This window comes from Oliverpabstia sp. (assembly GCF_022785585.1).
GTDB classification, from domain to species: domain Bacteria; phylum Bacillota; class Clostridia; order Lachnospirales; family Lachnospiraceae; genus Oliverpabstia; species Oliverpabstia intestinalis.
The window spans coordinates 14,274-37,059 of the sequence record NZ_JALFPR010000045.1 but is presented as its reverse complement, the minus strand read 5'-3'; the positions used below and the strand labels follow the sequence as shown (position 1 = coordinate 37,059).

The window sequence follows — 22,786 nt, the reverse complement described above, 5'->3', positions numbered from 1 at the left end:
AAAGCCTCTATTCATTTCCGACAAAAATAAAAAAAGTTTTACTCCTTGACAGATCATCACTTTTCTTTCTTTTCGAAGAGAATCTATCTGTGTTATACTGTCTGTAAGATAAGAATTTGAGAAAGACGAGGCAAATTTATGACAGATCACAGAAATATATCGACCGATGAAGAGTTAAAAGATAATGAACGAATGGAACAGGCAATTCTTTCCCTGCAGCAGAATCCGACACAGGAAATGCTGGCACATGCTCTGACTGTTGTACGCAGACGGATGCAGGCTCACGGACAGCTTATCGTGGCCGTGGAGCCGTCGGTGGGAAATCAGCAGATGCGCCTGCAGGCTATTCAGACCGATGATGGAAAAAAATGGTGGGCTGCTTTTACCAGTTTCGATGAGGAATTAAAGGGCGGTGGAAGTGTGATGTCCACGTTCCTTACAGATATGGAAAAATTATTTGTATCGGCACTTTCAGTGGATGAGATTGAGGGCGTGATAATCAATCCGTGGAATCGGACATTGATGTTGGATAAAAATCTGATTCGGATTATCCGGGGATAGGATACAGGAAAAATTGCTTCCAAGAGATGCCGATAAAAAAGTATTATGATTGTGCGAATGTGATAGAGAAAGCAGGAAAATAAGGATGGAAAAACGAAAATATAAAGTTGGAATTGTTACATTAAGTGATAAAGGATCCCGCGGAGAGCGGGAGGATCTGAGTGGTCCGAAGATTCAGGAATTGCTTCCGGACGATCGGTATGAAGTGGTATCTTATCGGATACTTCCAGACGATCAGCCAGCGATCGAGAAAGAACTTTGCAGACTGGCAGATGAGGAGCATTGTGCGTTGGTTCTGACAACCGGTGGTACAGGATTTTCCGTGCGGGATGTGACGCCGGAAGCTACGCTCGCTGTAGCTGACCGGGTAGCACCGGGGATTGCAGAGGCGATTCGGGCATACAGCCTGACGATCACACCGAGAGCAATGTTAAGCCGCGCAGCCAGTGCGATCCGCAAACAGACCCTGATCGTCAATCTTCCGGGAAGCCCGAAGGCGGTAGAGGAGAGTCTTACTTACATACTGAGTTCACTGGGACACGGGCTGGATATTCTTTTGGGAGAAGATGGGGAATGTGCACGGAAGTAGGAGAAAAAATGAGCGAAAAAGAAATTATATTCTGCAAAAGCGGTGGTTGTACCGCAAAACTGGGAGCCGGAGTGCTGGAACACATCCTGGAACGGCTTCCGAAGGGAAAAAAAGATGAAAATTTGCTGGTAGGATATGACAGCAAGGATGATGCAGCAGTATATCGCCTGAATGAGCACCAGGCGGTGGTACAGACATTGGATTTTTTTCCACCGATGGTAGAGGATCCGTATATATTTGGAAAAATAGCGGCGACGAATGCCCTGAGCGACATCTATGCCATGGGAGGAGAAGTAAAGACAGCACTGAATATTGTTTGTTTTCCGGAATCCATGGATCTGAATATCCTCGGAAAGATCTTACAGGGTGGAGCTGAAAAAGTACAGGAAGCGGGTGGAAGCCTTGCAGGCGGTCATTCGATCGCAGACAGTGATGTCAAATACGGTCTGTCCGTGACCGGTGTGGTAGATCCGGAAAAAATATGGGAAAACAACGGCGCAAAACCGGGCGATTGCCTGATTCTGACTAAACGACTGGGCGTAGGCATCCTCTGCGCCGCGAACCGTGTCAACCAGGCACCAAAAGGAGCGATGGAGCAGGTGATTGCTTCCATGACAACACTGAACCGCAAAGCGTCTGAGATCGGACGAAAATACCCGATACACGCCTGCACCGATGTCACCGGATTTGGATTCCTTGGGCATCTGCACGAAATGATGGACGGCAGACATTCCTGCAAAATCTACGCAGACCGGCTCCCGGTATTTGACGGAGCGGAATCATGCGCAGAAGAATTCCTCCTGACCGCAGCAGGACAGAAAAACAGGAATCATCTGGAGCAGTATGTGCGGTTTGAGAATGTGTCGTTCGGGATGGAAGAAGTATTGTACGATCCGCAAACTTCTGGCGGACTGCTGTTTGCAGTGCCGGGAGAGGTGGCGGAAGAACTGCGCGGAGAACTGTGGGAGGCCGGACTTCCGGCGGAGATTGTCGGGGAAGTGATGGAGAGACAGAAAGTGGAGATTCGGGTGGCAGGGCGCAAATAGAGACTTGAATGATCCGGCATACAAAACGTATCTGTCATTCTTTTTTCGCCCAGAAAGAACTGAGTACCTGGAGCGTGTTGAAAAATCATTTCCGCAATCTGCAAGCCCTCTTTGCGGTATATTTTACCCTCATTCGGTTGCCGTAGCCCGTTACGCCGCCCTCATTCAGATAAAATCTCCCACAAACTGGGACTCGCAGCTCACGAAAAGCCTTTTTCAGACACGCTCTAATTCACACATCAGAGTTTCTATGTTTGATGATAGAATAGAAATCTTGCTGTTCATTTTACTACGAACAGCTTATTGGACAGCATTTAATTTGCCGGACGTGGAGTTCATAGTCATTGGAAGATCATTGACAAGGATACCCGTCCGTTATAAATTAATAGATAGCTAATAGTATCTATCATCAATATGAAAAAATACACAGGAGGAACCGAAAATGAAAAAAACAGTAAATGCACTCGGAGATATCTGCCCGATCCCGTTAGTGAAAGCAAAGGAAGCCATCAAAGAACTGCAGGGTGCCGGAACGGTGGAGGTGCTGGTAGATAATGAGATTGCTGTGCAGAACCTGACCAAGATGGCAAACCAGAAAGGTTATGGCTGTAGTTCACGGAAAGTGAAAGAACAGGAATACCAGGTGACGCTGACGGTTGGCGAGGTAGAAGCAACGCAGGAGACATCAGTGGAAGAAGCAGATTATGTAGTATGTGCACCGGCGAAGAAGAATCGGCTGGTGGTGATTTCTTCGAAAACGATGGGTGAGGGAAATGACGAACTGGGTGCTACGTTGTTGAAGGGATTTATTTACGCGCTGACACAGCAGGACGAGCTGCCGGATCAGATGCTCTTTTATAATGGGGGAGCATTCCTGACCTGTGAAGGTTCTCAGTCTCTGGAAGATCTGAAAATGCTGGAAGAACAGGGCGTGGAGATTCGTACCTGTGGTACCTGTCTGAACTTTTATGGAATATCCGATAAATTACAGGTGGGAGAAGTTACCAATATGTACGATATCGCAGAGCGGATGACAAAAGCCGACCGGATCATCAAGCCATGATATATCTGGATAACGCGGCAACATCGCTGCAAAAGCCGAAAGAGGTGGAAGAAGCTGTGATTCGTGCCTTTCATACCATGGGGAATCCCGGACGGGGCGCACATGAGGCCACGTTGCAGGCGGGACGGTGTGTCTATCAGGTAAGAGAGCAGCTGGCAGAACTTTTTCATGCAGAAAAAGGAGAGCGGATCGCATTTACCTCGAACGCTACAGAGGCACTGAACACTGCGATTTTTGGACTGTTCCATAAGGGGGATCATGTGATCACCACAGTCTGCGAACATAATTCGGTTCTTCGGCCTCTTTACCGGTTGCAGGAGGAAGGTGTGGAAGTCAGTTTTCTTTCCGCAGATGAAAATGGTGTGTTGGAGTATGAAAAACTTCCGGAGCTTGTCAGGGAGAATACAAAAGGTATCGTAATTACACATGCTTCCAATCTGACCGGAAATATTACCGACCTGGAAAGAATCCGGGAAGTAACAGAGAGCAGAGATTTGCTTTTGGTGGTAGACGGGTCGCAGACGGCGGGAATTTTACCGGTGGATGTACAGAAACAGGGAATAGATATCTTTTGCTTTACCGGGCATAAGGGACTTTTGGGACCCCAGGGAACCGGTGGACTTTATGTGCGTCCGGGAGTGGAGATTTGTCCGTTGAAGGTAGGCGGAAGCGGTATCCACAGCTTTGACCGGGAACATCCGAAAGCGATGCCGGAGCATCTGGAAGCCGGAACTATGAATGTCCATGGAATCGCCGGACTTGGTGGTGCGCTGGATTATCTGAAGAAAAAAGGAACAAAGGAGATTTTGCAGCGGGAGCGGCAATTGTTAAGACGGCTGGAAGAACAGATCAGGGAGATTCCCGGGATTCGTCTTTATGGTGATCCGGACGGAAACCGGCGTGTGGGAATTCTTTCTTTTAATATAGGAGAAGAAGATTCTGCGTATGTTGCGGACTGGCTGTATGAGGAACATGGAATTGCTGTCCGGGCGGGGGCGCATTGCGCTCCGTTGATGCACCAGACGCTGGGAACAAAAGAACAGGGGGCTGTGAGAATCTCTGTGTCACACTGGAATACGGAGAAAGAAGTGGATCGAACGGCAGAGGCTTTGTGGGAGTTGTCAGAAATATGAGAATGAAAAAGAAAACATGGATTTTGACTTTCGAGAGTACGACGCAGGCGATGGCAGCAGAAAAATATGCCATGGAACAGAACCTGCCGGGACGTCTGATACCGATTCCAAGGGAAATTACAGCAGGTTGTGGCCTTTCCTGGAAGGCAGTGCCGGAGGCAAGAGACGAGATTCTTACGGCACTGGAGAAAGCGGGCTGTCACTGGGAAGTGGAGTATATACTGGAATTGTAGAAAAACCTGAACGGCAGCTGTTTGGTTCCTTCACCTTGCAGGACAGTGACTGCTGAACAGCTGGTATAAATTTAATAATTCAGGAAAATACAGGAATGTATGGTGGACAAGGAGAAAAATGGAAGAAAATAAGCTGCATTATCATATGAAGGTGCGGGTGTTTCGAAAAGAAGGAGCTTTTGGTCCGGGAGTGGCGGAGTTGATGCACCATGTGGAAGAGACAGGGTCGCTCTCCGAGGCCTGTCGGTGCATGGGGATGGCGTATTCCAAGGGATGGCGTATTATGAAGCACGCGGAAGAAGATCTGGGGTTTTCTCTGATGGAAGGAAGCCGGGGCGGAAGCAGAGGCGGCAGGACCATGCTTACCGAGAAAGGAAAGGATTTCCTGCATCGATATGAAATGTTTATGGCGGAACTGAATCGGAGCGCCGGAGAATCTTTTATGAGATGGTTTGAAGTATAGACAGAGAAAGCATGCGCCGGAATATATATGGGATACTATGCGAAACGTGTTACCGGGAACGAAGTGCCCAGTAACTCATATGGGAAAAAGAGAGTCAAAAAAAGCGTACAGAATTGACAAATAAATATAAGTATTGTAAAGTTATATGTATGCAAGCGTTATTCTCGAATGAGAATAACGATAGAGAAAGGAATTACGAATGAAAAAGAGTGATCTGATCATTGTCCGGGGAGCGGGGGATCTGGCGACCGGGACGATTCATCGACTGAAAAAAAGCGGATTTCATCTGCTGGTTCTGGAAACAGATCACCCGGCAGCGATCCGAAGACAGGTGGCACTGAGTGAAGCTGTGTACAGTGGAAGCACCTGTGTGGAGAATGTAGAGGCTGTCCGGATCGAAAGCGTGGAGCAGATGCGTCAGGTCTGGGAGGAAGGAAAAGTTCCGGTTCTGGTGGATCCGAAGGGAGAAAGTATCCGGTTACTGAAACCGAAGGTTGTGGTGGATGCGATCCTTGCAAAGAAAAATCTCGGAACAACAAAAGATATGGCACCGCTTACGATCGGACTTGGTCCTGGATTTTGTGCGGGTGAAGATGTGGATGTGGTGATCGAGACGAAACGTGGGCATAATCTTGGAAGGATTATCCGTCAGGGAAGTGCATATCCGAACACCGGGATTCCGGGAATCATCGGCGGCTACGGTGCAGAACGTGTCATTCATGCGCCGGCAGCAGGAAGAATGAAAAACAGAAGTAAAATCGGAGATATCGTGGAAGCCGGGCAGGTTCTGGCTGTGATAGAGGGAGAAGACGGATCGACAGAAGTATCAGCAACCATTGACGGACTTCTCCGTGGTCTGATCCGCGATGATTATCCGGTGACAAAAGGATTTAAGATCGCAGATATTGATCCGAGAAAAGAAGAACTGGCAAACTGTTTTACGATTTCAGACAAAGCCCGCTGTATCGCAGGAAGCGTGCTTGAAGTGATCTGTGAAGCAGTGGAGTAGGTAGAGGAGAACACGCATGAAATTAATGAAGACTGAAGACGCGATCGGGCAGGTTCTGTGTCATGATATCACACAGATCATTCCCGGGGTGACGAAAGATGCAGTATTCCGGAAAGGTCATATCATTACCGAGGAGGATATACCGGTACTTTTGAGTGTTGGAAAAGAACATATTTATATCTGGGAAAAAGATGAGCATATGCTTCATGAAAATGAGGCGGCACAGATTCTGTATGCAATGTGCAGAAATGAGCATATGCATCCTTCAGAGGTCAAAGAAGGGAAAATTGAGGTGATCGCTGACTGTGACGGACTGTTGAAAATAGACAGGGAAAAACTGAAAAAAGTCAACGGGCTTGGAGAAATGATGATCGCAACCCGTCACGGCAATACCTGCGTCAAAGAAGGAGATAAGCTTGCAGGAACCAGGATTATTCCGCTGGTTATAGAAAAAGAGAAGATGGAGCGTGCGAAAGCAGTCTGTCAGGATGGTCCGATTCTGACATTGAAACCGCTGCATGGGAAAAAAGTGGCGATTCTGACAACGGGAAGTGAAGTATACCATGGAAGAATCGAGGACAAATTTACTCCGGTACTGGTTGAAAAACTGAAAGAATATAACTGTGAAATGATCTTTCATGAAGTATATGATGATGATCATGAAGCAATCACCAAAGGCTGTCTGCAGGCAATCGAACAGGGGGCTGAGCTGGTACTTTGTACCGGCGGTATGAGTGTGGATCCGGATGACAAAACACCTCTGGCCATAAAAAACACAGGAGCGCGGATGGTTTCTTATGGTGCACCGGTACTTCCGGGAGCCATGTTCCTGTTGTCTTATTACCGGGAAAAGATCCCGATCGTAGGACTTCCCGGGTGTGTGATGTATGCAAAACGGACGATTTTTGATCTGGCACTGCCCCGTCTGCTGGCAGATGATGAGATCACAGCAGAGGAACTGGCAGCGTTGGGAGAGGGCGGTCTGTGCCTGAACTGTCCGGTCTGTACGTATCCAAACTGTGGTTTTGGAAAAGGGTGGTAACAGGAAGATGCTGGATCGGTATGGAAGAGTGATCAATTATCTGCGTATATCCGTTACGGATCGTTGCAATCTGCGATGCTGCTACTGTATGCCGGAAGGCGTTCAGGATGTAGGAATGAAAAACATCCTGACTTTTGAGGAAATCTGGGAGATCGTGAGAACAGGCGTAAGCCTTGGTATCACGCACATCCGTATTACGGGCGGGGAACCACTGGTGCGAAAAGGCTGTGTGGATCTGATCCGTGGAATCAGGGAGATTCCCGGGGTAGAGACTATCACTATGACGACCAATGGTGTTTTGCTTGGAAATTATGGGAAACAGTTAAAAGAAGCCGGTGTGGACGGCGTGAATATCAGCCTGGACACACTGGATCCGGAAGAATTCTATAAGATTACCGGAAAACGGGAACTGCAGGAAGTCCTGGCAGGAATCCGGGCGGCAAAGACTGCCGGATTGCCGGTAAAGCTGAATGCAGTGAATAGAAAAGAACTGGATCCGATTCCACTGGTGCGTTATGCACAGGAAGAAAACCTGCCCCTTCGTTTTATTGAAATGATGCCAGTCGGATATGGCAAAAAATACGTGGGGAGAAGCAATGAAGAACTGCGGGAGACACTGGAGGCAGTCTGTGGAAAAGCAGAATGTATGACCAATCGGGAAGAACTTTCCCGGATGGGCAGTGGGCCGGCGGTGTATTATCAGTTTTCAGATCTGAAAGTTCCGGTTGGGTTTATCAGTGCCATACACGGAAAATTCTGTGATACCTGTAACCGGGTCCGACTGACGGCAGAAGGGTATCTGAAACTGTGTCTGTGCTATGATGAGGGGGAGGATCTTCGCCGGGTGCTCCGCGAAGGAGAGAAGGAAAATCTGCGAACGATCATGGAGCAGACGATTTTCCGAAAACCGGCGGCACACTGCTTTGAACATCCGGCCGAGATGACAGAGAGACATGAAATGGTAAAAATTGGTGGATAGAGTAGACACAATAGAAAGGAACAGTTTTGGGAGTAATTAAAGGAATCTGTATCAGTGAAAAACGTGGAACAGCGAAACATGAAATCGAAGAGGCCATTCTGGCAAAGGACTGGGGGATTCAGGGAGACGCTCATGCGGGACACTGGCACAGACAGGTCAGCCTGTTGTCTTATGAAAAAATCGAAGAATTTCGGAAAAAGGGTGCTGATATCGAACTTGGTGCCTTTGGGGAAAACCTGATCGTCAGCGGATATGATTTTCGCAACCTTGCGGTGGGAACCCGTTTTCAATGTGGAGAAGCCGTTCTGGAGATGACCCAGATCGGGAAAGAATGTCACAGCCACTGTGAGATTTATAAACGGATGGGTGAATGCATCATGCCCAGAGAAGGTGTATTTGCCATTGTGTTACATGGTGGTACGATCCGAAAAGGTGACCTATTGGAAAGAATAGAATAGCAGAAAAATCGTAACTGTTCAGTACCTTCACAGTTACGAAAAATCAAATAAAAGGAAACACAATCAATGAAAAAATTATATCAGTTGTTACTGGATCGATGGAATCAGAAGACAGATACGGTTCTGGTTACTATTGTAGAAGGAAATGGTTCTGTTCCGCGAACTACAGGGGCTTATATGGTAGTCGCTAAAAACGGAAGAATCTACGGAACTATCGGAGGCGGAAACCTGGAATATCAGGCAGTAAAAAAAGCCATGGAACTGGCAGGAACAGCTGCCCATTATGTGGAAAATTTTGATCTGGGAACCGGAGAAAACAGCGAACTGGGCATGGTCTGTGGAGGCAGAGTAAAAGTACTGTTTTACAGTGCCTGCGCACAGGATCCGGGCGTCGGAGAATTTTTAAAAGAAGCACTGGCGGCAGCAGATGAGGGAAAACCTTACTGGCTGGTTCTTCCATTTTCTGAAGGAACGCCCCGGATCCGAAGAGAGATCACAGAAGGAAGAGGACACTGCAGGATTCTGGAGGAAAACGGACAGAAGATTTACGCAGAAGAATTCTGTTACGATGGAAGGGTTTACATTTTTGGAGGCGGTCATCTGGCTCAGGAGCTGGTTCCGGTGCTCAGTCATCTGGGATTCTGGTGTATGGTTCTGGATGATCGGGAAGAATATACAGATCACGCTTTGTTTCCGGGAGTTCAGGAGACAAAGACCGTAGATTTTACAGCACTTTCGCAGATTCTGGAAGTAAAACCGGAAGACTATCTGGTGGTAGTCACGAGAGGGCATCGCTGTGATGCCGATGTGGAACGGTTTGCCTTGCGGACACCTGCTTCTTATATAGGTGTAGTGGGAAGTAAAAGAAAAACCCGGTACGTCAGAGAAAAATTGGCAAGCGAAGGCTTCACAGAGGAAGAACTGGATCAGGTGTATGCACCTATCGGAATCGAAATCGGAAGTGAAACACCGGCAGAGATCGCAATCAGCATCGCAGCACAGCTGATACAGGTCCGCGCAGACAAAACAGGAATGAGGAGAAAGAAAGAATGAAGAAAAAATGAAGAAAAAAAGTGTAAGTATGTTACTTGCAACAGCTATGGTAGTGTCTCTGCTTACAGGATGCGGCTCTAAGAACAACAGTGCGGCGGATACAACAAAAGAAGAGACACAGACAGAAGCAACTGCAGAAGCAGCAGCTGACGAAAGCAATGATACAACAGCAGACAATGCAGGCGAAGAAACTACTATTACAGTATTTGCTGCCAAGAGTCTGAATCAGGTAATGGAAGAACTGATTACAAATTTTCAGGAGACTCATCCAAATGTAAATGTACAGGGAAGTTATGACAGTTCAGGAACGCTGCTGACACAGATCGAAGAAGGTGCAGCCTGCGATGTGTTTTTCTCAGCAGCGGTAAAACAGATGGATCAGCTGGATGAGACAGATGGTCTGGTTGTGGACGGTACCCGTCATAATGTAGTAAATAACCAGGTGTGTCTGGTAACTTATAAAGAAAGTAACACAGAAGTAACCAGTCTGGAGGATCTGAACAAAGCCAGCAGTATCGCACTGGCGGATGGTTCGGTGCCGGTTGGAAAATACACCCGTCAGGCACTGGTAAATACAGGAATTCTGGAAAAAGCTGACGATGTATCTACTATTCCGACAGCTACTGTTTCAGAAGCACTGGGCGGTGTGGAGATCAATGAGTGTGCCAATGTTGGTGCGGTTACTTCCGCAGTAGCAGAAGGCTCCAATGAGGTAGGAACGGTATACTATTCCGATACTTATGGACTGGAGGATCGTCTGGAGATCCTGCAGGTCATTCCGTATGATCTGACCGGTGATGTTATCTATCCGGTGGCACAGGTACAGAATCCGGAAGCAGAAGAACTGGAATCCACAACAGCCAAGGAATTCATAGATTTTCTGATCACCGATGATGCAAAGACCATTTTCCGGAAATACTACTTTGATACAGATGTAGAGAACTAATCAGACTTTTTGAAATAATATAATTAAAATACATATTTTCCGCCGCAACAGGATGTTCCGGCGGGGGGAAAGATTAGAATGGAGACACGAATGGAACAGATGATGGAATTTATGAAGGGGCTGGACTGGAGTCCTCTGCTGATCTCATTAAAGACTGGAGTGGTGGCTACCATTCTTTCTTTTTTTGGAGGAATCTATGCGGCAAGACAGGTGGTAAAAGCAGGTCCGAAGACAAAAGCGGTGATGGACGGGATTCTGACCCTTCCGATGGTACTTCCTCCCACAGTTGCCGGATTTTTCCTGCTTCTGATCTTCAGTCTGCGGCGGCCGTTTGGTGCTGCGTTGTATGGAAATTTTGGAATCAAGGTGGTACAGACCTGGCTTGGCTGTATTCTGGCGGCAACGGTAATTGCTTTTCCACTGATGTACCGGAATGCCAGAGCTGCTTTTGAACAGGTGGATGCCAACCTGGTTTATGCGGCAAGAACGCTTGGTATGTCGGAAATAAAGATTTTCTGGAAAGTAGTGATTCCATCTGCCGGACCGGGTATTCTTTCAGGAACGATTCTGACATTTGCCAGGGCTATGGGTGAGTATGGGGCAACTTCCATGCTGGCGGGAAATATCCCGGGAAAGACAGGGACGATCTCTCAGAAGATCGCCATGGTTATCCAGGATGGCGACTATGGGACAGCAGGTTTCTGGGTCGTTGTGATCATGCTGATTGCTTTTTTTGTGGTGCTGGTGATGAACCTGCTCGGATCCGGTGATAATAAACATAAAAAACGGTGGTAAGGAGGGCGGATATGCTGCAGGTAAGGATAAAAAAGAAACTGGGGAATTTTCTGCTGGATGTGGATTTTTCCATGGATGGAGGCATATTTGCCATTCTGGGAGCTTCCGGATGCGGAAAAAGTATGACGTTAAAATGTATTGCAGGTATCGAACGGCCGGATGAGGGAAGAATCGTTTTGAATGACAGGGTACTCTTTGATTCGGCAAAACGGATTAATCTGCCACCGCAGAAACGAAAAGTCGGATATATGTTTCAGGATTACGCATTGTTTCCTACAATGAATGTGGTACAGAATATTCAGGCAGGGATGGGGAGAAAGCCGGATCCGAAAAAAGTCAGGGAATATATTACAGGATTTCAGCTTGGCGGACTGGAACATCATATGCCGGATCAGCTCTCCGGTGGACAAAAACAACGGGTAGCCATGGCACGTATGCTGGCAGCAGAGCCGGAAGTATTGCTTCTGGATGAACCGTTTGCCGCATTGGACAGCTATCTGAAATGGAAAATGGAACAACAGATGCTGGAACTTTTACAAAAAGTACAGACACCGGTACTGTTTGTATCTCACAGCCGGGATGAAGTCTATCGACTGTGTGATACGGTCAGCTGTATTCATCAGGGGCGGATGGAAGTGATCGAACCGGTAAAAGAATTTTTCCGGAATCCGAAGACGAAGACGGCGGCACTTTTATCCGGATGTAAGAATATCTGCGCGGTGGAAGCTATGGAAAGCCACAGAGATGGAAACTGGTTGTGGACATCGGACTGGGGAGTTGGCATCCGGGTATCGAAAGAAGCTTTACAGGCACGGACCATCGGGATCCGCGCCCACTTTTTTACAAAGGAAAAACCGTCGGAAGGATGTTACAGTGAGTTCCCGGTGGGAGAATACCGAATTATGGAAGATCCCTTTGAATGGAATGTTTCCTTCCGAAAAGACAGATCCTGCGAGTGGCTGCAATGGAAAACAGCGAAAACGGACTGGGATCCGTCGGAGGGTGTGCCGGAAAAATTGTATGTGAAAGAAGAAAATCTGTTGTTGCTGGATATCGATACAGATAACAGAAGATGAGAGAAACAGCCAATGGATCAGGGAGCGGGCCTGAAGAACATTCTGATGACTGCCAGGAGAGCAATCACAGTTTCTTCAGGCATTTTTTCTCATCGATTTCCACAAGAATAATATCTTCCCCGATCTGACAGATGCATTCCCAGGGGATACAGAATTCGCTGTCTCTTCCGAGAAAACAGCAGAATTTTCCGGGGCCTGGGATGATGATGGCAGAAATCCGTCCGCTGCAGGGATCAAATTCCACATCCACAGGACAGCCAAGGGTTTTACAGTTGCAGGTATTGATGACTTCTTTTTGTTTCAGATCAATAATTCGCATAAAAAACCTGATTTTTATACTTCTTTTATATTAATTATATGTTTTGTGGTTAATTGTCTTGACGGTAAGTTTACGATTATATTATGATGGGAAAAGATAAAGCATCCACTGTGTGAGGGGATACAGGAGTGATGAAAGTTACAGGAAAATAAGAAAACTGCGAGACAATTGAACGGGAAAATAAGGAGATACAGAAGAATACCGGACAATCAGAGGCAGTTTGCGGAAAGAGAAGGATGAAATATGAAGTGTCCGTTTTGTAATCAGGATAATACCCGGGTTGTGGATTCACGCCCGGCGGATGACAACACTGCCATCCGGAGAAGAAGAATGTGTGATGCGTGTGGAAAACGATTTACCACTTATGAGAAAGTGGAGACGATTCCGTTGATCGTGATCAAAAAAGACCAGAACAGGGAACAGTTTGACAGATCCAAGATAGAGGCCGGTGTCCTTCGTGCCTGCCACAAACGGCCGGTATCAGCAGAACAGATCCACCGGCTGGTAGATGATGTGGAAACAGAGGTGTTTAATCTGGAAGAGCGGGAGATCCCAAGCTCTGTGATCGGAGAAATCGTGATGGATAAACTCAAAGATCTGGAAGCGGTTGCCTATGTCCGTTTCGCTTCTGTGTATCGGGAGTTTAAAGATGTGAATACCTTTATGGATGAACTGAAAAAAATCCTGAAATAGCATATAAATCATAAGGATTCCGGGTTTGACAAAAAGAAGGTAATGAGCTACAATTGAAAAGATATATAATCACTGAATTAGTGTGTTAAAGTAAAAGAAAATAAAAACGAATGGAGGCAGATACAATGAAGACTTTTGATAAATCTTCCAAACTGGATAACGTATTATACGATGTAAGAGGACCCGTGGTGGACGAGGCGGCCAGAATGGAAGCGGATGGTCTCAGTATTCTGAAACTGAATATCGGTAATCCGGCTCCATTTGGATTTAATGCACCGGAAGAAGTTATTCTGGATATGAGACAATCATTGTGGGAATGTCAGGGATATTCAGATTCCAAGGGACTGTTTTCCGCAAGAAAAGCAATCATGCAGTACTGTCAGTTAAAGAAAATTCCGGGTGTGACGATGGACGATATCTATACAGGTAACGGTGTCAGCGAACTGATCAATCTGAGCATGCAGGCACTGTTAAATGATGGTGATGAGATTCTGATTCCGGCACCGGATTATCCGCTGTGGACCGCAACAGCTACACTGGCTGGTGGAAAAGTCGTACATTATATCTGCGATGAAGAGTCCGACTGGAATCCGGATATCGAGGATATCAGAAGCAAGATCACAGATAAGACAAAAGCTATTGTTATCATCAACCCGAACAATCCGACCGGTGCGCTGTATTCCAAAGAGATCCTGGAAGAAATCGTGAAAGTGGCAGAAGAATTCGGACTGATCATTTTCTCAGATGAGATTTATGACCGTCTGGTGATGGATGGACTGAAACATATTTCCATCGCATCGATTGCACCGAAAAATGTATTCTGTGTGACATTCAGCGGTCTGTCCAAATCTCATATGATCGCAGGATTCCGTGTGGGTTGGATGGTATTGAGCGGTAATAAAAAAGCGGCAGCAGGTTATATCGAGGGAATCAAGATGCTTTCCAATATGCGTCTGTGTTCCAATGTACCGGCTCAGTCGATCATTCAGACCGCACTTGGTGGCTATCAGAGTGTGGAAGAGTATCTGCAGCCGGGTGGAAGAATCTATGAACAGAGAGAAGTCATCTATAAATTGTTAAACGATATCCCGGGTGTATCAGCGAAGAAACCGAAAGCAGCATTCTACATTTTCCCGAAACTGGATGTGGAAAAATTCAATATCTACGACGATGAGAAATTTGCCCTGGATCTGCTGAGAGAAAAGAGAATCCTGATCGTGCATGGTGGCGGTTTCAACTGGGGACAGCCGGATCATTTCCGTGTGGTATATCTGCCGAGAATTGCAGATCTTGAGAAGGCGACAAAGAAACTGGGAGAATTTCTGGATGGATATCATCAGAAATAGAAAAAATGTTATGGATATACAAAAAAGAGAGAAGATGGAACTTTTATGGAGTTCTGTCTTCTCTCCTTTTTGTATATCCATAATTAGTCCGGTGGACCAATCTTGATTTAAAGTTCATGTTTATTCCTGTACATGATCCAGTCCCTGTGCGAGAATAGTTGCCACATGTGTGTCAGCCAGAGAGTAATATACGGTTTTCCCATCTCTTCGGAATTTGACCAGCGCCGACTGCTTTAACACACGTAACTGATGGGAGATGGCACTCTGTGTCATACCCAGAAGTTCTGCGATGTCGCAGACGCAAAGTTCACCACCGGATAATGCATATAGAATGCGGATTCTGGTAGGATCCCCGAACACTTTGTAGAGGTCTGCCAGACGGTATAATGTCTCATCAGCCGGTGCTTCCATCGGAAGATGCAGATGATGATGGTGGCAGATGTCACAGGTTTCTATCTCGCTGTTTGCGGAGGTATGTATGTGTGGTTGCTGTAGTGTCTGTTTCATTCCTTTTCACCAATTCCTTACTATACTGTTTCAGTCCTTTCGGACTGTTTCTTTTTTGATCATTACCATTATGTCTGCCTTTTAGTTTAACGGAAAAACCAGATTTGGTCAAGGTGTAAGAATCATACCTTTTATTGGGTAAGGTTATGAAAGGCTGACCTTTTTGAATGTTCGGTCACGAAAAAAACACCGGGTCGGAGTCCGTGCTTACACGTCTCGTGACCCGGTGTGAGTCAGATCAGGAATTGATCAACAGTATAAAAGTCTTAGAAATTCAGAGTAAAGGTAAATGTCAGTTTGTCCTGATCTACCCGATATTTTTTTGCCAGAGCAGGACCACAGCTGTTAGAGCCACAACCGGACATATATCCATCCAGGCACAGCACTGTGTACGGAGATTTTTCCAGTTCGAAGCTGTGTACTTTTGTAGTCAGTTCCTCCTGTGTGTACCGGGATGCATTAAAACTGAAGTTCTGTGTACCGGATATCAGCAGAGAACGATGATCGGAAGTGGTCAGTGCCAGTCCGGAGCAGTTCCAGTGGCTTCCGTTTTCCTGCGGACGCAGATAATCTTCATGGAGACTGTCTACATCAGAGGTATAAAGCCCAAGTTTTGCATCGTGATGTTTGTCCGGATAACTTTCAATCGGTCCATAACCGAAATAAGTAACATCGGCAAAGGCCGGTTCCAGAAACAGGCGCAGACCGAAACGAGGCAGGAACGGCATCTTTGGCAGCGGAGTTTTTGCAAGCGGTACGTGAACCGGTTTTCGCTCACCGTCTACGGTAACGGTCAGAGTACCGTCTTTGGCAACTTTCCATGTAATAGTTCCCTCGATGATCCTCTGCAGATATACGGCCGCCAGAGAATAGGTGGAAGTGATCGTTACACCATCTTCATCCTGCGTCCATTCAGTAGCATAAATTTTTGTGCGTGCTCTGTCGTAGCCTGCAGCTTCCCATTCCCAGCGGATCCGGCGGTCATTATCCATCGGTGCACGCCAGATATTTAACTGGATCGGCTGAGCAATCAGGTTTTTCTGATCTTTTACAAGAGCAGTGAAAGTTCCTTTCCACTTGTCATAGACGTAACGGAAAGCAGAGCCGCTGACTACCAGTTCGTTTTCCAGATCTTCTACAGATACAGCAGATGCAGCAGATGCGGTCGAAGCACCGGAAGCTTTGGCAACAGCGGCGACAGCACTTGTGGCATCGGTAGAAAAGATCAGCTGATCATGACCGGCTTCATATCCTGACGGGGTCAGCAGAGCATCTTTTTTTTGCAGATAATGCAGGGTAACGATGGTATTGGCTTCTACAGTTACAGCAAATGGTAATGTAATCGTTACTTTTTCTTTTGCCGGGCAGTCTACCGGATCCAGTGTACCGGAAAGAACAGTCATACCGTCTTTTTGTACATCGTAAGTGATTGTAAATCCATCCTTGATATTGGTATAATCCAGTTTGTTATCCAGTTCGACCAGTCCTTTGGAAGCATCCAGCAGAGTGGCACGGATTGGACGTGCTACATTTTTATGTTCCAGAAGACCGGTATGTGGGGTACGATCCGGGTATACCAGACCATCCATACAGAAGTTTCCGTCATGTATTTCCTCGTTCCAGTCACCGCCGTAGAAGAATTTATCTTTGCCTTCGATGGTCTTACCCATATAGACGGAGTGGTCACACCATTCCCATACGAAACCACCGATATAACCGGGATATTTGTAGAGACGTTCAAAATAAGCCTCCAGATCTCCAGGTCCGTTACCCATAGCGTGGCAGTATTCTACTTCGATAAATGGTTTTTTACCTTCTTTAGAGCAGAACTCATCGATAAATTCCACCGGTGCATACATCCGGGAGAAGACATCCAGATCATGTACATCGTTGACATAATCAGTATTGGTCTGCTGCCAGATACTGTTCTCATAGTTCAGAACACGATCCGGGTCGTAAGATTTGATCCATGCGGCGGCTTTTTCCAGATTAGGACCGTATGCACTTTCATTTCCCATGGACCAGGAGAAGACGCTGGAGCAGTTTTTGTCTCTGTGAACCAGGTGTTGGATACGATCTACGACAGCGTTTTCATAAGAAGGATCGCGCATCAGATAGCCATAGCTTTCTTCGTACTGTACTTCTCCCATATCGACATGTTCACTCTTACTTCCGTAGAGTGTGGTACATCCGTGGGATTCCAGATCTGCTTCATCCATAACATAAAAACCGTATTTGTCATACATCTGTGTGGCCCATGGAGCATTTGGATAATGGCTGGTACGGATCGCATTGATGTTATGTTCCTTCATCAGCTTCAGATCAGTCAGAAGCTGTTCCCTTGTGACTGCAGCTCCGGTAAACGGATTGCTGTCGTGGCGGTTGGTACCTTTGATCTTGAAGTTCACACCGTTGATATAGATGACATTTCCTTTGATATCGATCCGGCGAAGGCCGACTTTCTGAGCGATCACTTCATCCGGTGTGGAAAGAATCAGCGTATACAGTGCCGGATGTTCTGCATTCCACAGATCCGGATCATCTACGGCAAACCGCACTTTTCCGTCAGAAGGAGTGGCAGCAGCCAGGAAATCTCCGTCTGGTGCATACAGCTTTACAGTGACGGAAGGAGAACCACAAAGTTCCAGATCGACCAGAATCTCAGCTTTGGTAAGATCCTCGCTGACCGGTGTATGGACAAAATAATCACGGATATGATCTACCGGACGAACCAGCAGGTAAACGTCGCGGAAGATACCGGTAAAACGAAGTTTATCCTGATCTTCCAGATAGGTTCCGTCACACCATTTTAAAACCAGGACAGTCAGGCGGTTATTGCCGGCGGTTACTTTGTCAGTAATATCAAATTCACTTCCGGAATGGGAAATCTGACTGTAGCCGACGAAAGCTCCATTGATCCATACATAATAGCAGGAGTCCACGCCGTCAAAGTTCAGATAAATTTTCTGCGTCGCTTCTTCTTCAGTCAGTGAAAATTCTTTCACATAGACACCTGCCGGGTTGTCATCCGGCACATAAGGCGGATCGAAAGGAATCGGATAGCGGACATTGGTATACTGATTCTGATCGTATCCAAGGATCTGCCAGCAGCTTGGAACCGGGATGGTATCATAGCCTGTGGTATCCGCAGCTTTTTCAGTGCATCCTTCAGGAACCTGGTGATAGCTTTCATAGAATTTAAATTTCCAGTCGTCACCATTTAAAATGATTGCCCGGGAAGCCTTCAGCATGTCTGCGCCGTTGGCTTCTGCTTCTTCTCTACATGGAACATAGTAGGCACGAAGCGGTTCTGTTCCGATGTGTAAAGAGGAAGGATCCTGAAAATAATTTTGCAGTTTCATAAGAAAAACCCTCCTTCTAAAAGGTGCAATGTTTAGGTGTATGCACCTGATATATCTATTTTAATCGGTCAATGTCAGAAAAACAAGAGAAACAAGCTGATGTTTCAGACTTTTCTGCTATGCATGTGTGGCGGTTGACACAATGCTGTCTTACGATAACCGGAAGATCACAGTTTCGTATGGCTTCAGTGTTAAAATATCATCTTCCGGGCAAATATCATGTTCCGGATAATTAGATAAAAGTACTGAAGTATCCAGCTGCAGACCGGTTCCGGTGTACTGGAATTTCTGCACATCCTGCGAAAAATTATGTACAGCGAGCCAGGTTTCATCCTGATAACTTCTTGTATATGCAATCACCGGTCCGTCCTCCGGGCAGCAAAGCTGCAGATCACCGTGTGCCATGACAGGGTGTTCTTTCCGCAGAGAGATCAGTTTCTGATAAAAACGAAAGACAGAAGAATCATTTGCCAGCTGACTGGCTGCGTTGATTTCTTTATAGTTGGGATTGACACCGAGCCATGGTGTATGATCGGAAAATCCACCATTTAAACTGTCATCCCACTGCATCGGTGTCCGTGCGTTATCGCGACTGATTCGTTGAGCTTCTGCCAGTGCTTTTTCGGGAGCAATCCCCTGTTCCAGCATGGTATGGTAGGCATTTTTGGTATCAATATCGTCATAATCTTCAATGGAAGGATAAGCAACATTGGTCATACCAAGTTCCTCCCCCTGAAAGACAAAAGGAGTTCCCGGGAGCGTATGGAGGTAGGATGCCAGCATTTTTGCGGAGACTTCCCGGAAGGTTGTATCATTTCCGTAGAGGGAAACCTGGCGTGGCTTGTCGTGATTACTTAAAAATCGTGCCCACCAGCCGTCTTTTTTCAGCAGTTCATAATCGTGACGAAGATCCCGTTTCATTTTTTCCGGTGACCAGGTCTGAATCTCCACGATCGGCGGTACAAAAGGAATTGCCATGTTAAATTCTTCACTGGCAGCACTCGAGTAATGGATAGCATCCTGATCGTTATTAATATTAACCTCTCCGACACTCATCAGATGGTCGGGTGTCATGGTTTTTGCAACCATTTCCCGGATATAACGATGTGTTCCTTCCAGGTTCACACAGGCGACAGTACCAAACTGTTCGTTTGGATTGGCACGGCCATCCAGTCCTTTGTCCAGATAACTGATGGCATCGATGCGGTAGCCATCCACGCCTTTATCGTTCCAGAAGCGGATAATATCAAAGATTTTTTCTTTTGTCTCCGGATTGTCCCAGTTGAGATCCGGCTGTTCTTTTGCGAAGAAATGCAGATAATACTGTCCACGCTCCGCTACATATTCCCAGGCACTGCCGCCAAACACAGACATCCAGCCATTCGGTGCACCACCATCAGGAGCAGGATCTCTCCAGATATAATAATCACTGTAGGGGTTGTTGCGGGATTTTCTGGATTCCTGAAACCAGATATGTCTGTCAGAAGAGTGATTCAACACCAGATCCATGATAATTGCAATCCCCCGCGCATGAGCCCCGTCCCGGAAAGCATCCCAGTCCTCCATGGTTCCGAATTCTTCCATGATGGAGGTATAATCGGAAATGTCATATCCATTATCCACATTTGGTGAAGCGAACACCGGTGACATCCATACCGCATTGATGCCAAGTTCCTGCAGATAATCAAGTTTTTCAATCATTCCTTTCAGATCTCCGATTCCGTCATGGTTGCCGTCTTTAAAACTTCTTGGATAAATCTGATAGATCACCAGATCTTTATACCAGTCTTTTTCGTGTTTCATTTCGTTCCCCCTTCGTTTTTTTGCATAAATATTTGGTAAGTTTATTATATTCTATTGTGCAAAAAAGAGCAAGATGAAGTCGTTTCCGATGCTTGACGAACGAACACAGCATGTTATAATAAGATGCAAATGCAGAATATTTGAATGGAGGATACAAACATGAAAAAAACAATTTTTGCTGAAAAAGCACCTGCAGCAGTAGGACCTTATGTACATGCTGTAGAAGCTGGAAATATGGTGTTCACTTCCGGCCAGCTGGGACTGGATCCGGAGAACGGAACTCTGCCGGAAGGCATCGAGGCACAGACCCATCAGGCACTGAAAAATCTGGGAGCTGTTCTGGAAGCAGCAGGCGTTGGATATGAAGACGTTGTTCGTACCATGGTATTTCTGGATAATATGGATGACTTTGCAACGGTCAATGCCATCTACGCAGAATACTTCAAGGAGTCTGCACCGGCTCGTTCCTGTGTGGAAGTTGCAAGACTTCCGAAGGGCGGTCTGATCGAGATCGAAGCAATCGCAGCAAAATAAAGGAAAAAGATACCCGGATACGGAGAAAATACATCCGTATGCGGGTGTTTTTTTATACAATACGCTTTAATATGGTAATATGATAAAAAAATAAAGTAAAAAATGATTGACAAGACAAGAAGTTTTAGGGATAATGGATTACAAATATTTTACGGACTGTGAAAGTACGAAGTACGGAACAATCCGGTATTATAATTACATAAAGGAAGGATGAGAAAAAGGAATGAGTAACACAGATACCATAGTAATCCTGATCGCATTTGCGGCATATCTGGTGCTGATGATTGCGATCGGTGCGATCTACATGAAAAATACGAATAATTCAGAAGATTATTTTCTTGGCGGAAGGGGACTGAGTGGCTGGGTGGCTGCGCTGTCGGCACAGGCGTCGGATATGAGTGGATGGCTGTTAATGGGACTTCCGGGAACCGTGTATGCACTGGGAACAGGGCAGTCCTGGATCGCGATCGGACTGTTTCTCGGAACAGTCTGCAACTGGGTGTTTATTTCTTCACGATTGAGAAAATATACGATCAGGGCAAATAACTCCCTGACACTGCCGGCATACTTTGAAAACCGGTTCCGTGATAAAAAAAGGGTACTGCTTCTGGTATCTTCGATTGTGATCGTTATCTTTTTCCTGGTATATACAGCGTCTGCACTGTCTGCCGGTGGAAAACTATTTAACTCTGTATTCGGTGTGGATTATCATGTGGCTCTGGCCATCGGTGCTGCGGTTATTCTGATTTATACGTTTATGGGCGGTTTCATGGCGGTTTGTGTGACCGATTTTATTCAGGGAAGTCTGATGTTAGTAGGACTGCTGGTGGTTCCGATTGCCGCGTATTTTATGGTAGGAGCGGATCAGGTAAAACCGATTCTTGACCAGAGCGGTGTTGTGGGCGGTGCTTCGGCATATCTGAGTCTGTTTCGGAATGGTGACCGGTCTTATACTGCAGTGGAGATTGTCTCACAGCTGGCCTGGGGGCTGGGATATTGTGGAATGCCACATATTCTGACTCGATTTATGGCGGTAAAGAATCAGAAAGAGTTGAGAAAATCGAGAGTAATTGCTATTATATGGGTAACGATTTCTCTGGCAGCAGCTGTTGCGATCGGCATTATCGGTCGTGTCTATCTGTTTCCGACGATTCTTGGAACGGAGGGAAATGCTTCCACAGAAAGCGTCTTTATCGAGATGATCACAAAAATGTTTACGAAAGATACGAATCTGCCATTTATCGGAGGAATCTTCCTGTGCGGTATCCTGGCAGCGATTATGTCCACAGCGGATTCGCAACTTCTGGTGACGGCTTCATCCGTGTCTAAAGATATTTATAAGGATATTCTGAAACCGGAATCCGATGAGAAAAAAGTGCTGAAGGTGAGCCGCTTTACGGTACTGGTTGTTGCATTGCTGGCATTTTTGATTGCCTGGGATCCAAACAACAGTATTATGGGACTGGTATCTAACGCATGGGCAGGTCTTGGTTCGGCGTTTGGGCCGATCGTAGTGATGTCCCTGTTCTGGAGAAGAACGAATTTTGCCGGAGCAGTAGCGGGGATTGTGTCCGGTGGCGGTGCAGTTTTGATATGGGATTATCTGCCGCTGGTACATGGACAGACGCTTGGATCTGCGACCGGGCTGTATTCACTGGTGGTAGGATTTGCGCTGAGTATTCTCTGCATTGTGATCTTCAGCCTCTGTACGAAGAAACCATCTCAGGAGATTCTGGCAGAGTTCGATGAAGTAAAAAACTGGAAAGAGTAAGAAAT

24 protein-coding genes and 1 pseudogene are annotated in these 22,786 nt (G+C 46.4%); 20 read left to right on the top strand and 5 right to left on the bottom strand.

The window, feature by feature from the left end:
* Positions 1-138 precede the first annotated feature (138 nt).
* The 3 genes from MSA64_RS02725 (at position 139) to selD (ending at position 2,196) form a co-directional block, all read left to right on the top strand.
* Positions 139-561 (top strand): SseB family protein, encoded by a 423-nt coding sequence (locus MSA64_RS02725; RefSeq protein WP_154432436.1) that lies wholly within the window; start codon positions 139-141, stop codon positions 559-561.
* Positions 562-646: 85 nt separating this feature from the next.
* Complete coding sequence (mog, locus tag MSA64_RS02720; protein WP_118315883.1) at positions 647-1,150, top strand: molybdopterin adenylyltransferase; 504 nt, start codon at positions 647-649, stop codon at positions 1,148-1,150.
* A gap of 8 nt (positions 1,151-1,158) precedes the next feature.
* Positions 1,159-2,196, top strand: coding sequence for a selenide, water dikinase SelD (gene selD / locus MSA64_RS02715; RefSeq protein WP_287890427.1), 1,038 nt, complete (start codon positions 1,159-1,161; stop codon positions 2,194-2,196).
* Positions 2,197-2,281: 85 nt separating this feature from the next.
* Here selD and MSA64_RS11900 read toward each other — a convergent pair whose 3' ends face one another.
* Entirely contained in the window at positions 2,282-2,365 is an 84-nt protein-coding gene (locus MSA64_RS11900) for a DUF6783 domain-containing protein (RefSeq protein ID WP_321070665.1), read from the bottom strand.
* Between MSA64_RS11900 and MSA64_RS11895 the strand changes: the two are divergent.
* The 13 genes and pseudogenes from MSA64_RS11895 to MSA64_RS02655 form a co-directional block, all read left to right on the top strand.
* Positions 2,351-2,593 (top strand): annotated as a pseudogene (locus MSA64_RS11895) (DUF6783 domain-containing protein); the annotation flags it as partial. The gene MSA64_RS11900 and the pseudogene MSA64_RS11895 sit on opposite strands and share 15 nt — an antisense overlap.
* A gap of 45 nt (positions 2,594-2,638) precedes the next feature.
* Positions 2,639-3,259, top strand: coding sequence for a sulfurtransferase-like selenium metabolism protein YedF (gene yedF / locus MSA64_RS02710; RefSeq protein ID WP_277664232.1), 621 nt, complete (start codon positions 2,639-2,641; stop codon positions 3,257-3,259).
* Positions 3,256-4,392 (top strand): aminotransferase class V-fold PLP-dependent enzyme, encoded by a 1,137-nt coding sequence (locus tag MSA64_RS02705; protein ID WP_154432439.1) that lies wholly within the window; start codon positions 3,256-3,258, stop codon positions 4,390-4,392. The genes yedF and MSA64_RS02705 overlap by 4 nt, the downstream gene beginning before the upstream one ends.
* Positions 4,389-4,625 (top strand): DUF3343 domain-containing protein, encoded by a 237-nt coding sequence (locus tag MSA64_RS02700; RefSeq protein WP_287890424.1) that lies wholly within the window; start codon positions 4,389-4,391, stop codon positions 4,623-4,625. Before MSA64_RS02705 ends, MSA64_RS02700 begins: the two co-directional genes overlap by 4 nt.
* Positions 4,626-4,743: 118 nt before the next feature.
* Positions 4,744-5,088: a winged helix-turn-helix domain-containing protein gene (locus MSA64_RS02695; RefSeq protein ID WP_154432440.1), complete on the top strand. Its 345-nt coding sequence runs from the start codon at positions 4,744-4,746 to the stop codon at positions 5,086-5,088.
* 199 nt (positions 5,089-5,287) lie between these two features.
* Positions 5,288-6,097 carry a selenium-dependent molybdenum cofactor biosynthesis protein YqeB gene (gene yqeB / locus MSA64_RS02690; RefSeq protein WP_154432441.1) on the top strand — a complete coding sequence of 270 codons (810 nt, stop codon included), beginning with the start codon at positions 5,288-5,290 and terminating at the stop codon, positions 6,095-6,097.
* A gap of 16 nt (positions 6,098-6,113) precedes the next feature.
* On the top strand, positions 6,114-7,139 hold the full coding sequence (locus MSA64_RS02685; RefSeq protein ID WP_118574511.1) for a molybdopterin-binding protein: 1,026 nt from the start codon (positions 6,114-6,116) through the stop codon (positions 7,137-7,139).
* Between the two features lie 7 nt (positions 7,140-7,146).
* Entirely contained in the window at positions 7,147-8,118 is a 972-nt protein-coding gene (gene moaA, locus MSA64_RS02680) for a GTP 3',8-cyclase MoaA (RefSeq protein WP_287890422.1), read from the top strand.
* A 26-nt stretch (positions 8,119-8,144) separates the two neighbouring features.
* Positions 8,145-8,576, top strand: coding sequence for an MOSC domain-containing protein (locus MSA64_RS02675; RefSeq protein ID WP_022171979.1), 432 nt, complete (start codon positions 8,145-8,147; stop codon positions 8,574-8,576).
* Between the two features lie 66 nt (positions 8,577-8,642).
* Positions 8,643-9,629 carry an XdhC family protein gene (locus tag MSA64_RS02670; RefSeq protein WP_106492376.1) on the top strand — a complete coding sequence of 329 codons (987 nt, stop codon included), beginning with the start codon at positions 8,643-8,645 and terminating at the stop codon, positions 9,627-9,629.
* A 7-nt stretch (positions 9,630-9,636) separates the two neighbouring features.
* Positions 9,637-10,575, top strand: a complete 939-nt coding sequence (gene modA, locus MSA64_RS02665; RefSeq protein ID WP_154432445.1) for a molybdate ABC transporter substrate-binding protein — start codon at positions 9,637-9,639, stop codon at positions 10,573-10,575.
* A 90-nt stretch (positions 10,576-10,665) separates the two neighbouring features.
* Positions 10,666-11,370: a molybdate ABC transporter permease subunit gene (modB, locus tag MSA64_RS02660; RefSeq protein WP_118315893.1), complete on the top strand. Its 705-nt coding sequence runs from the start codon at positions 10,666-10,668 to the stop codon at positions 11,368-11,370.
* Positions 11,371-11,381: 11 nt separating this feature from the next.
* Entirely contained in the window at positions 11,382-12,446 is a 1,065-nt protein-coding gene (locus MSA64_RS02655; RefSeq protein ID WP_117524947.1) for a sulfate/molybdate ABC transporter ATP-binding protein, read from the top strand.
* Between the two features lie 64 nt (positions 12,447-12,510).
* Here the strand turns inward: MSA64_RS02655 and MSA64_RS02650 are convergent, their stop codons facing one another.
* The gene (locus tag MSA64_RS02650; protein WP_022171974.1) at positions 12,511-12,765 is read right to left on the bottom strand and encodes a PRC-barrel domain-containing protein; all 255 of its coding nucleotides are present in this window, start codon (positions 12,763-12,765) and stop codon (positions 12,511-12,513) included.
* Between the two features lie 243 nt (positions 12,766-13,008).
* Here MSA64_RS02650 and nrdR point away from each other — a divergent pair, with 243 nt between their 5' ends.
* A complete protein-coding gene (nrdR, locus tag MSA64_RS02645) occupies positions 13,009-13,458 on the top strand; it encodes a transcriptional regulator NrdR (protein WP_022171973.1) in 450 nt (149 codons plus the stop codon).
* Positions 13,459-13,583: 125 nt separating this feature from the next.
* Positions 13,584-14,804, top strand: a complete 1,221-nt coding sequence (locus MSA64_RS02640; protein ID WP_287890419.1) for an aminotransferase class I/II-fold pyridoxal phosphate-dependent enzyme — start codon at positions 13,584-13,586, stop codon at positions 14,802-14,804.
* Between the two features lie 120 nt (positions 14,805-14,924).
* Here the strand turns inward: MSA64_RS02640 and MSA64_RS02635 are convergent, their stop codons facing one another.
* From MSA64_RS02635 to MSA64_RS02625, 3 genes are all read right to left on the bottom strand, one after another.
* Positions 14,925-15,311, bottom strand: a complete 387-nt coding sequence (locus tag MSA64_RS02635; protein WP_022171971.1) for an ArsR/SmtB family transcription factor — start codon at positions 15,309-15,311, stop codon at positions 14,925-14,927.
* A gap of 266 nt (positions 15,312-15,577) precedes the next feature.
* Positions 15,578-18,673, bottom strand: coding sequence for a glycoside hydrolase family 2 TIM barrel-domain containing protein (locus MSA64_RS02630; RefSeq protein ID WP_154432447.1), 3,096 nt, complete (start codon positions 18,671-18,673; stop codon positions 15,578-15,580).
* Between the two features lie 150 nt (positions 18,674-18,823).
* Positions 18,824-20,476, bottom strand: a complete 1,653-nt coding sequence (locus MSA64_RS02625; protein WP_154432448.1) for a glycoside hydrolase family 13 protein — start codon at positions 20,474-20,476, stop codon at positions 18,824-18,826.
* A 159-nt stretch (positions 20,477-20,635) separates the two neighbouring features.
* Between MSA64_RS02625 and MSA64_RS02620 the strand changes: the two genes are divergently transcribed.
* Positions 20,636-21,010, top strand: a complete 375-nt coding sequence (locus MSA64_RS02620) for a RidA family protein (protein ID WP_022171968.1) — start codon at positions 20,636-20,638, stop codon at positions 21,008-21,010.
* A 223-nt stretch (positions 21,011-21,233) separates the two neighbouring features.
* Positions 21,234-22,781 (top strand): sodium/proline symporter PutP, encoded by a 1,548-nt coding sequence (putP, locus tag MSA64_RS02615; RefSeq protein ID WP_277664225.1) that lies wholly within the window; start codon positions 21,234-21,236, stop codon positions 22,779-22,781.
* Positions 22,782-22,786 lie beyond the last annotated feature (5 nt).